We start from the raw sequence: 11,888 nt of genomic DNA, 5'->3' as shown, positions 1-11,888 counted from the left end.
TGCTCAAGGATTTTTTTATGTCTGGCGTGTGCAACAACGCCGCGTTTTACTCTAGGCATGTCTTATATATTCCTAATAATTAAGCATAAGGTAGCATGCGGGCAACTGCCGCTGCATCAGATGCGTGAACTTGAGCAGGCGCACCGAGGTGACGCTTACGTTTAGCACTCTTTTTAGTCAGTATATGACTACGAAATGATTGCCCACGTTTGAAGTTGCCACTGCCGTTACGCTTAAAGCGTTTGGCGGCGCCACTGTTTGACTTCATTTTTGGCATCGATAACTCCTCGATAAACACTACAATTAAAAAAACAATAAACTATTTTTTTGGCGCTATGACCATAGTCATCAGGCGACCTTCACTCTTGGGATGCTGCTCAACCGCGCCGTGTTCTTCCAAATCTTTAGCTACACGTTGCAATAGCTGTAAACCCAGCCCCTGGTGAGCCATTTCACGACCACGAAAACGTAATGTCACCTTGGCCTTATCGCCTTCACCTAGGAAGCGCTTGAGATTACGTAACTTAATATTATAATCACCAATATCAGTACCGGGGCGAAACTTAATTTCTTTAACCTGGGTCTGCTTTTGCTTTTTCTTGGCTGCCTGACGCTTTTTGCTGGCCTCAAAAATAGATTTGCCGTAATCCATTGCCCGACAAACAGGTGGCTCACTATTTGGTACTATTTCAACCAGGTCCATGCTATTTTCTTTAGCGTAGCTTAATGCATCTGCGATAGCTAAAATCCCTACCTGCTCACCATCCACACCAATCAAACGTACATTGGGCGATGTAATCGTCTCGTTGAGACGAGTTCTTTTATCAACAGCGATACTCTAATCCTCCGGATTACGGCCAAGTGCCATAATTTCTTTATTCATCTTCTCTATAAACATGTCTAACGGCATTGACCCAAGGTCTTTACCATCCACCGACCTGACTGCAATAGTGTCGTTTTCCATTTCGCGGTCACCAACGACCAGCATATAGGGAACACGTTGCAAAGTGTGCTCGCGGATTTTAAAGCTGATCTTCTCATTTCTCAAGTCCGAATCGACCCTGAGACCATGTTTTTTAAGGATTTTTTCAATTTTTTGCACATATTCGGCCTGATTTGCCGAAATATTCAAAATAACGGCCTGTGTCGGCGCCAACCAGAGCGGAAAGATGCCCGCGTATTCTTCAATCAAAATGCCGATAAATCGCTCTAACGAACCCAAAATCGCGCGATGAATCATGACTGGGGTTTGCCGTAAACCGTCTTCGGCGACATATTGTGCATCCAAACGACCGGGCATTGAAAAATCAACTTGAATTGTGCCGCATTGCCAAACGCGACCAATACAATCTTTTAGCGAGAATTCAATCTTTGGCCCATAAAAGGCACCTTCACCGGGTAAAACGTCAAATGCAATGTCTTTGGTATTGAGCGCTTGCTCTAAAGCTAGCTCGGCCTTGTCCCAAATCTCATCAGAACCGACGCGTTGCTCAGGCCGTGTTGAAAGTTTAATCAATATCTCGTTAAAGCCAAAATCAGCGTAAACCGAATACAGCAGATCAATAAAGGTCGCCACCTCGTCTTGAATCTGCGCTTCGGTGCAAAAGATATGTGCATCATCTTGCGTGAACGCACGCACACGCATAATACCCTGCAAAGTTCCTGAGGCTTCATTGCGATGACAACTACCAAACTCAGCCAGACGCAAAGGCAAATCGCGATAACTACGTAAGCCTTGATTGAACACCTGTACATGGCACGGGCAGTTCATCGGTTTTACCGCATAATCACGGTTTTCAGATTCAACGACAAACATATCTTCACGGAATTTTTCCCAGTGCCCCGATTTCTCCCACAAGGTGCGATCAACCAATAACGGCGTATTAATTTCCTGGTAACCATTATCACGTTGAATTTTACGCATGTATTCCTGGATAAGCGTATAAATTGTCCAGCCTTTCGGATGCCAAAACACCATGCCGGGCGCTTCTTCTTGCAAGTGAAATAAATTATGCTGCTTACCAATTTTACGATGGTCACGTTTGGCTGCTTCTTCTAACTGGTTTAAGTAGGCCTTCAATGATTTTTTATCAGTCCAGGCAGTACCATAAACACGCTGTAACATTTTGTTTTTTGCATCGCCGCGCCAATACGCGCCAGCTAATTTTGTTAGCTTAAATGCGCGCAGGTGTCGTGTATTAGGCACGTGTGGGCCACGACACATATCGGTGTATTCTTCGTGCTGATAAAGGGCTATGGTTTCGCCGTCAGGAATGTTCTCCACCAGCTCCATTTTATAATCTTCGCCACGCTCTTTAAATACTTTATAGGCTTCATCACGCGTCACAACTGTACGTATAACGTCGTAGTTTTTTTTAACCAGCTCGTTCATACGCTTTTCAATGGCGTCAATATCGCCTGGCGTAAAGGTGCGTTCGTAATCAATATCGTAATAAAAGCCATTATCTATGACGGGACCAATGGTCATCTTGGCAGTCGGATAGAGCTGTTTCACCGCATGACCCATTAAATGAGCAAAGGAATGACGAATGATTTCAACCCCCTCTTGGCTCTTTGAGGTGATGATCTCCAGTTTCGCGTCGTTTTCAATGGCAACACAGGCATCGGTCAGCACACTATTCACTTTTCCGGCAAGCGTAGCCTTGGCTAAGCCAGGACCAATGTCCTCGGCGACTTGCATGATGGTTACGGGATGATCGAAGTGACGTTTACTACCGTCGGGGAGTGTAATGTCAGGCATTGTCTCTCAGTGGCTCCTTAACTAGGGGCCACATGATGTTTAGTGAATAAATTGGTTTCGAAAATTGGTAGGCGCGATTGGACTCGAACCAACGACCCCCACCATGTCAAGGTGGTGCTCTAACCAAGCTGAGCTACGCGCCTGCATCTATACGAAATGGCAAGTGCGAGAGGATACAGCAATAAAGGTCACCCTTACAAGGAGAATTGGGCAAGGATCATGCGAATTTCTTCAATAGAATCAAGTCTTTCAGGGTTAGTGCCGCCTTACTAGCTCGTCATTTTTCATCTACTTGCGCTTGAGAAACTTTAATTCAGGCATACCCATCGCTCTTTCCTCGAGTTTGCGGATTTGATCGCGTGTTTTGGCAGCTTGTTCAAATTCAAGCTCTTGTGCATGTTTGAACATTTTCTTTTCGAGTTCGTTAATTTTGTGGTTGAGCTTATCGCTGCCTAAATCGCCATACTCAGCCATTTCTTCGGCCACTCTGGCATAGTTTTTAGGTGATAAGGGTGCGCCGGGATAGGCAGCCTCCATAATGTCGGTGACGGACTTCTCAATGCCCCTGGCAGTAATACCATGATCGATATTATGCTGGGTCTGCTTATTACGGCGACGCTCGGTTTCATCCATCGCACGCTTCATCGAGCCAGTGATACGGTCAGCATAGAGTATGGCACGACCATTGAGGTTACGCGCAGCGCGGCCGATGGTCTGAATCAGGGAGCGCTCGGAGCGAAGAAAGCCTTCTTTGTCAGCATCAAGAATGGCGACCAATGAGACTTCTGGAATGTCGAGTCCTTCACGCAACAAGTTAATGCCAATTAATACATCGAATTTACCCAGCCGCAAGTCACGAATAATTTCGACACGCTCAACGGTGTCAATATCGGAATGCAAATAGCGTACACGAACACCATGCTCGCTTAAATAGTCGGTGAGATCTTCTGACATGCGTTTAGTCAGTGTCGTAATCAGTACGCGCTCACCGATGGCAGCGCGTTTATTGGCTTCAGACATAACGTCATCGACTTGCGTTGCAACCGGCCTGATTTCAATTTCGGGGTCAACCAGGCCAGTTGGGCGTACAAGTTGTTCAGCAACACCATCGGCATGCTCTTGTTCATAAAGCCCTGGGGTGGCTGAGACATAAATCGTTTGTGGTGCAAGCGCTTCAAATTCTTCAAACATCATGGGGCGATTGTCCAACGCCGATGGTAAACGAAAGCCATACTCAACCAGGTTTTCTTTACGCACCTTGTCACCTTTGTACATAGCACCGAGTTGTGGCACGGTCACATGGCTTTCGTCGATGACCAATAAGGCATCGCTTGGCAGGTAATCAAACAAGGTTGGCGGTGGTTCGCCGGGATTACGGCCGGACAAGTAACGTGAATAGTTTTCAATACCAGAGCAATAGCCCAGCTCTCGTATCATCTCGATATCGAAAATGGTGCGTTGCTCTAGCCGCTGCGCTTCAACGAGTTTATTGTTGTCACGCAACTGCCCCAGGCATTCGAGCAATTCATCTTTAATGTGGTCAATGGCTTCAAGCAGGCGTTGGCGTGGTGTCACATAATGTGATTTAGGATAAATAGTTAGACGTGGCACTTTACGCAAAATCTCGCCAGTTAACGGGTCAAACCAGGCTAGCGATTCGATTTCATCATCAAACATACTGACTCGAACAGCCTCACCATCGGATTCGGCGGGAAAAATATCAATCACATCACCACGCACGCGATAGGTGGCGCGATATAAATCGGCATCGTTGCGTTTATATTGCAGCTCCGACAGACGGCGTAAAATGGTGTGGCGCTCAACAATATCACCACGAACCAGATGTAACACCATGCTCAAATAGGCTTTGGGATCACCCAAGCCATATATCGATGATACCGATGCGACAATAATAGTGTCCTGGCGCTCCATAATGGCCTTGGTGGCGGACAAGCGCATTTGTTCGATGTGTTGATTAATGGAGGCATCTTTTTCAATAAAGGTGTCAGATGATGGTACATAGGCTTCAGGCTGATAATAGTCGTAATAGGAAACGAAGTATTGCACCGAGTTATTAGGGAAAAACTCGCGCATTTCGCCGTAAAGCTGAGCTGCCAGAGTTTTGTTGGGCGCCAGTATCATTGTTGGCCGCTGCACATTCTCAATGACTTTGGCAATACTAAATGTCTTGCCTGAACCGGTAACACCCAACAAGGTTTGCCTGGCTAAACCATCGTTCAAGCCTTCTGTAAGCTGTGCTATTGCCTGAGGTTGATCTCCTGCAGGAGAGAATTTTGAGATCAGTTGAAAGCGTTTGCCATGTGCTAGTTTGGTTTTACTACCAATTGTCATCATTTACTACTATTGCAAATCGAATTCATGCATTATTATGTAAGGAACCTCTGACAACAACTGTTCTAACAAAAAATACACACCATACAATACCTGTAGCCAACACTGATGATCATAAAGCTCGCGCATCGCACACAAAAGATCAAACCTTCTGTCACCCTTGCTATTACTACCAAAGCCAATGCGCTCAAAGCCGCTGGCGAGAATGTTATTACCCTTAGCGCTGGCGAACCTGATTTCGATACGCCACAGCTTGCCAAGCAAGCGGCTATTGATGCGATCAATGCGGGTATGACGAAATACACGGCAGTCGCTGGCACAGTTGAGCTGCGGCAAGCGATTTGCGATAAATTCAAGCGTGACAATAAGCTCGATTATCAGCTGGACCAAGTTCTCGTTTCAGTGGGGGCTAAACACAGTATCTATAATCTTTGCCAAGCCTTGCTTGATGTAGGTGATGAAGTCATTATCCCTGCGCCCTACTGGGTATCGTATCCTGATATGGTTAAGCTGGCCGAAGGCACGCCGGTTATTATTCACACCGAGATCGAACAACAGTTCAAAATTACGCCAAACGAATTAAAAGGCGCGTTAACCGATAAAACGCGCCTGCTCATCCTTAACAGCCCAAGCAACCCGACTGGATCAGTTTATAGCGCAACCGAACTGCGTGCCTTGGCAGATGTGCTACTTGATTATCCAAAAGTCGTTATTCTTAGTGATGATATCTACGAACATATTTTTTGGGCGAACGATTCATTTTGTAACATTGTTAATGTCTGCCCAGAATTGTTAAACCGCACCGTCGTAATCAATGGCGTATCGAAAGCCTATGCCATGACTGGCTGGCGTATTGGTTATGCTGCTGGTCCCATCGAATTAATTAGTGCAATGAAAACCATTCAGTCACAAAGCACCTCTAATCCCACGTCTATTGCTCAAGCGGCAGCGACTGCTGCACTGAACAGCCCCGCGGATGATCTCAATAACATGGTCAAGGCATTTAAACAGCGACACGATTATGTTATCGCTATGCTCAATTCGATTAAAGGGGTGCATTGCATCAAGTCTACGGGTGCATTTTATGCCTTTCCTCAGGTACAAGACCTTATTGATGCGGTCGACGGAGTCAATGATGATATTGAGCTTGCTGAATATTTGATCAGCGAGTTAGGTGTCGCTTTAGTACCTGGCAGTGCCTTTGGTGCACCGGGTTATATGCGCTTATCATTTGCCACAGATCTTGCGACACTTAAGGATGCACTAACGCGTATTGCCAAGCGCTTTAATTAGAGACTGTTGGCGTTTCATTTTCATCGAACGCCTACTTTTAGTGATTGGCATTTTTGTAGGCGCAACAGTGATAAAAATAAAGCGCCAACAGCCCCTTGGTAACGGCAATATCCTACACGTCTTGTCAGATTGAGCCTATAAATACTAAGCACTTAAACCTGCGATAATTACGACGCGGCCAGGAAGGCTGCTCATAACAAGGAAGTGGATATGGATATCCCACGACAAGTTTGGCGGCATTCCTTGCCGTACTTGCTAGCGAGAGGTTTTACCCTGATCGAGCTAATGGTCACGCTTACCATTGCGGCAATATTAGTGACTCTATCAACCAGTTTCGGTAACTTGCTTCAGCGTAATGAACTGACAACTGTTGTTAATACCTTGGTCGCCGACATGAACTTTGCACGTAGCGAAGCCATAAAAACCGGCACCGAGGTTATTATCTGTATTACGCAAGATGGCCTTAATTGTGCCAAAGGGGATCGCTGGCATGATGGCTGGATGGTCTATTACGATAAAGACGGTGACCGCCGTCGAGACGACGATGAACCATTAACACGCCAACAAAGCGCATTATCCGGCACGACAAGCATTATTTATAACGGCCGCCCCGTTGATAACTACGTGCGTTTTCAAGCCAGTGGAACAACCAACTATAATGGCACATTTGCTATTTGTAATTCGCGTAATACAGCGCTTAAACGTGCCCTGGTACTGTCTAACACAGGCCGATTACGCAGTTCATCCTATTTACCAAACGGAAAAGCCATCAATTGTCCTGATTAGTCACTTTATTCAGACTAATTCCTATCTGCTATTGACCGATATAAGCCTCACCGCTAAACTAGCGCGCTTTCCAGCGTTATTCCCCGGTAACTCAGTGGTAGAGTAGGTGACTGTTAATCACTTTGTCGGCGGTTCGAATCCGTCCCGGGGAGCCATACTTAGCAGAGGCAAGCAGACCATCCTGCCTAGGCTCTCTTGATTAAACGCGCTGCGCTGATTTGATATCTTCTTCGTGATCACCATTGGCAACATGATCCACTTTTTCACCCAATACCATTCCTTTTTAAAATTACCGAATCGAACCCAGATAATGCCTTCATAAAGCTATCCAGCCAGTATTAGGTGATAATTATTTCTGACCTGCATAGAATATACGTGCGTAACACGAATAAAGCAGATATCGTAATACCATGACCTCATCCAAATCCAACGATGCCGATTTCGAGCTATTTCGCGCCACGGTAGGTTCTGTCAAACAGATCAAAAATAACCGTGTAATTCATCGGACTACTCGCCCAAAACCACTACCTAGGCAGCGTTTAAACGATGAACAACAAGTGCTTGAGGATATGTTTGCTACCGTTGACTCCGATCAAACTGAAGCGCAGGCCAACGTTGATACAGAAGATTCACTCTCTTATTCCCGTACTGGCATACAGCACGGTATTATGCGTAAGCTACGCCGAGGCCAGTACGCCATTGAAGCTGAGCTTGATATGCATGGTATGACCGTCGCCATCGCTAAACCAATATTGGCAGAATTTCTTTATCGAGCACAAACAATGGGGAAACGTTGCGTCAAGATTATTCACGGCAAAGGCTATCGTTCGACCAATCAACAACCGGTACTCAAAACACGCATCAATAACTGGCTACGCCGCTCTAATACCGTAGTTGCCTTTCACTCAGCAAAACAACGTGATGGTGGCACAGGTGCCGTCTACGTACTGATAAAACAAAAGCGCTAACTAAAGGGCACCTCTATTAATATATGACAATTGTAGCAGTGCCTCGGGACACGGATCCCGAGCTGAATATTTCCGAATTGAATATTCTAGACCCAGTAATCCCCGCTCGTGGATCAATACTTGAGTGTGGCCAACTTTACGGTAGTGCCGCAGGCTTGCTTATTAGCAATATTGCGCAACAACACTCTTCCGTGGTGCTTGTCGTCACGTCTGACGCACGCAGTGCTTATCGTCTATTAGACGAGGTAAGTTTCTACAATAAAAACATTCCAAGCCATCTATTTCCCGATTGGGAAACGCTACCCTATGATGTCTTTTCGCCGCATCAAGACATTATTTCTGAACGTTTAGCCGTGCTGTGTCAACTACCGCAATATCAACAAGGCATCGTTATCATACCGATGTCCACATTATTGCATCGGCTACCACCGCGCAATTATCTCGATGCCAATAGCTTATTGCTTGATGTAGGGCAACAGTTTGATATCGAAAAAATGCGCTTGCGTTTTGAACAATCGGGCTATCGCTGTGCTTCACAAGTCATGGAACACGGCGAGTTCGCAGTGCGTGGCAGTCTCGTTGATCTTTTTCCCATGGGCAGTGAGATTCCCTATCGCATAGATCTATTTGACAATGAAATTGAAAGCATTCGCAGTTTTAATCCAGAAGATCAACGCTCCGACAAAAACTTTGAACAACTGCGTTTATTGCCAGCTCGCGAGTTTCCGCTAGATGAAAACGGCATTACACGTTTTCGTCAACGTTATCGTAATGAATTTGAAGGTAACGCCAGTGAAACCGTTATCTATCGTGAGGTCAGCCAGGGTAATGCACCCTCTGGTATCGAATATTACTTGCCTCTGTTCTATGAGAACACGGCCACACTGTTTGACTACTTGCCTGACAATAGCCTGATTGTGCAAATGGATGGCAGTGAAGCGGCTGCCGCAAGTTTTTGGCAGGAAGCCAATGAGCGCTATGAACAAGCTCGCCATGATATTCAACGGCCAATCTTACCACCCGAAAAAATATTTTTAGCGCCTGAAGCTTTACCACAACAATGTAATAACTTGGCGCGGTTAAATTTAAAATCAGTCAAACAAACCGCCGCCAGCGCGCTCAATTATCAAACCCAAACACCTCCTGAGCTATATTTTAATCATCGCGACGAGCATCCTGAGCAGGCGTTAAAAACCTTCATTAAAAATTTCAACGGTCGCATCCTGTTTGTTGCTGAAAGTGCGGGTCGCCGTGAAGCCATGCTGGAACTCTTACACCGGTATGACATCTTTCCAGCAGCTATGGCTGATTGGTCAACTTTTTACCAAAGTGACAGTAAACTTGCCATTACCGTTTCACCGTTGGAACATGGCGCTCTGTTACGTCAGCCTGCCATTGCTATCGTCGCTGAACCACAGTTATTTGGTGAACAAGTCTTACAAAAGCGCCGCCGTAAACAACGTTCACGCGATAGCGATGCCATTATCAAAAGTCTCTCCGAGCTTCAGATCGGCGCGCCAGTGGTACATGAAGACCATGGTGTCGGTCGCTACCTCGGCCTTGAAACCCTCACCACCAGCGGTATTACCACAGAGTTTTTACTGCTTGAATATGCCAATAACGATAAGCTCTATGTGCCCGTCTCGACATTAAATCTAATCAGTCGCTACAGCGGCGCAGCGGCCGACAATGCGCCCTTACACCGACTGGGCACGGAACAATGGCAAAAGGCAAAGAAAAAAGCTGCGCAACGCGCCTGTGATGTCGCCGCGGAATTGCTCGATGTATACGCTCGACGCGCAGCGCAAAAAGGCCATGCTTTTCCCGAGCCTGATGATGCCTACGCTACTTTTTCCAGTGCTTTCCCGTTTGAAGAAACCCCTGATCAGGCTAGCGCCATCGATGCTGTCATTAACGATATGGCTTCATCGCAGCCAATGGATCGCCTGATTTGTGGTGATGTCGGTTTTGGTAAAACCGAGGTAGCTATGCGCGCAGCGTTTATCGCAACCAATGCCAATTACCAGGTCGCTGTACTCGTCCCTACCACGCTATTAGCGCAACAACACTATCAGAATTTTTGTGACCGCTTTGCTGATAGCCCACTGCGTATTGAAGTCTTATCACGCTTTGGCACCAAACAACATGGCACCATCATCGAAGGCCTGGCTAACGGCACTGTCGATATTGTCATTGGCACGCATAAACTTTTGCAAGATTCAATTAAATTTAAACAACTCGGCCTGGTGGTTATTGATGAAGAACATCGCTTTGGTGTACGTCAAAAAGAACGCTTTAAAGCACTGCGCTCTCAAGTGGATGTACTGACACTAACCGCGACACCGATACCGCGCACACTCAATATGTCACTAGCCGGCATGCGCGACCTATCCATTATTGCGACACCGCCGAAACAACGTGTTGCGATCAAGACATTTGTCACTGAGTGGAATGACCTGCTATTAAAAGAAGCAATATGGCGCGAAATTAAACGTGGCGGCCAGATTTATTTTGTACACAATAAAGTCGAAGATATTGAGCGTGTCGCACGCCGTGTTAAAGAACTTCTACCCGAAGCTAAAGTCGAAGTAGCGCATGGTCAGATGCGTGAGCGCGATTTAGAAAAAGTCATGCTCGACTTTTATCACCAGCGTTTTCATGTACTGGTCTGTACGACGATTATCGAAACCGGTATTGATGTGCCGACAGCGAACACCATTATTATTGATCGTGCCGACCGTTTTGGCCTGGCGCAACTGTATCAGTTACGTGGCCGTGTTGGCCGTTCGCATCATCGTGCGTATGCCTATTTACTGGTTCCTGACAAATCAGTGATTACGCCCGATGCCGCCAAACGGCTCGAGGCAATTGAGTCGCTCGAAGAACTCGGTGCTGGTTTCACCCTGGCAACACATGATCTTGAGATTCGTGGTGCCGGTGAATTGCTGGGTAGTGAGCAAAGCGGACAAATACATGAAATTGGTTTTTCTATGTATTCACAATTGCTCGAACGCGCTGTCAATGACCTTAAATCGGGCAAAATCCCCGATTTTGACAAGCCATTAAAACACGGTTGTGAGGTTGATCTACGTACCCCGGCGCTTATTCCTGAGGACTATTTACCCGATGTGCACACACGTTTGGTTATCTATAAACGCATTGCCAGTGCAACTAACATAGAGACTTTAGATGAACTGCAAGTCGAAATGATTGATCGTTTTGGTCTGCTACCAGAACACGCAAAAACACTATTTCGTGTTAGCGAAATAAAAATTCAAGCTGAAGCTATAGGTATTCGAAAAATCGAAGCAAGTGCGACATCGGGTCGCGTCTTGTTTAATCCTGAACCTGATATTGAGCCAATGGCGATTATAAAATTAATGCAAGAAACACATGGCAACTATCGTATGGATGGCCCAGAAACACTGCGCTTTAAAGATGATATGGAAGACATTGATGCACGCTTTATTTGTGTCCAACAACTTATCAAGACTCTTTCAGAAAAATAATATAAATCAAATAGATATTAAATATATTTAAACTAATTTCAGACAATGAAAATACTTAAGGGTACCTCTATTAATTGCTTGCAGCCTCTGCGTGACCCCAAGCGTGCAGATGCAAGGCGCAATCCGCAGGCAAGGCTGGTTGCCTTGTCAAGGATTGTAACGCGGCAGATGCATGCTTGGGGTCACGCCCTGCGGGGCTTACAGACGAGCTCAGGCTCT

General features: G+C 46.1%; 8 protein-coding genes and 2 tRNA genes. 5 read left to right on the top strand and 5 right to left on the bottom strand.

What is annotated here, in order from left to right:
- Positions 1 to 79: 79 nt before the first annotated feature.
- The 5 genes from rpmI to uvrB form a co-directional block, all read right to left on the bottom strand.
- Positions 80 to 277 carry a 50S ribosomal protein L35 gene (rpmI, locus tag JKY90_07475; protein MBL4852101.1) on the bottom strand — a complete coding sequence of 66 codons (198 nt, stop codon included), beginning with the start codon at positions 275 to 277 and terminating at the stop codon, positions 80 to 82.
- Between the two features lie 42 nt (positions 278 to 319).
- A complete protein-coding gene (infC, locus tag JKY90_07470) occupies positions 320 to 835 on the bottom strand; it encodes a translation initiation factor IF-3 (GenBank protein MBL4852100.1) in 516 nt (171 codons plus the stop codon).
- Positions 836 to 838: 3 nt separating this feature from the next.
- A complete protein-coding gene (thrS, locus tag JKY90_07465) occupies positions 839 to 2,761 on the bottom strand; it encodes a threonine--tRNA ligase (protein ID MBL4852099.1) in 1,923 nt (640 codons plus the stop codon).
- 65 nt (positions 2,762 to 2,826) lie between these two features.
- Positions 2,827 to 2,904 (bottom strand) — tRNA-Val (locus JKY90_07460).
- Positions 2,905 to 3,049: 145 nt separating this feature from the next.
- Positions 3,050 to 5,113: an excinuclease ABC subunit UvrB gene (uvrB, locus tag JKY90_07455; GenBank protein MBL4852098.1), complete on the bottom strand. Its 2,064-nt coding sequence runs from the start codon at positions 5,111 to 5,113 to the stop codon at positions 3,050 to 3,052.
- Between the two features lie 114 nt (positions 5,114 to 5,227).
- Between uvrB and JKY90_07450 the strand changes: the two genes are divergently transcribed.
- From JKY90_07450 to mfd, 5 genes are all read left to right on the top strand, one after another.
- Positions 5,228 to 6,406, top strand: a complete 1,179-nt coding sequence (locus tag JKY90_07450) for a pyridoxal phosphate-dependent aminotransferase (GenBank protein ID MBL4852097.1) — start codon at positions 5,228 to 5,230, stop codon at positions 6,404 to 6,406.
- 210 nt (positions 6,407 to 6,616) lie between these two features.
- Complete coding sequence (locus JKY90_07445; GenBank protein MBL4852096.1) at positions 6,617 to 7,192, top strand: GspH/FimT family pseudopilin; 576 nt, start codon at positions 6,617 to 6,619, stop codon at positions 7,190 to 7,192.
- Between the two features lie 80 nt (positions 7,193 to 7,272).
- A tRNA-Asn gene (locus JKY90_07440) sits at positions 7,273 to 7,347 on the top strand.
- Between the two features lie 255 nt (positions 7,348 to 7,602).
- Entirely contained in the window at positions 7,603 to 8,160 is a 558-nt protein-coding gene (locus JKY90_07435; protein ID MBL4852095.1) for a Smr/MutS family protein, read from the top strand.
- Between the two features lie 23 nt (positions 8,161 to 8,183).
- The gene (mfd, locus tag JKY90_07430) at positions 8,184 to 11,669 is read left to right on the top strand and encodes a transcription-repair coupling factor (protein ID MBL4852094.1); all 3,486 of its coding nucleotides are present in this window, start codon (positions 8,184 to 8,186) and stop codon (positions 11,667 to 11,669) included.
- Positions 11,670 to 11,888 lie beyond the last annotated feature (219 nt).

The sequence above is a fragment of the Gammaproteobacteria bacterium genome (assembly GCA_016765075.1).
Classification (GTDB): Bacteria; Pseudomonadota; Gammaproteobacteria.
The sequence above is the reverse complement of the archived record's forward strand: the minus strand, read 5'-3'. Positions and strand labels throughout refer to the sequence as shown.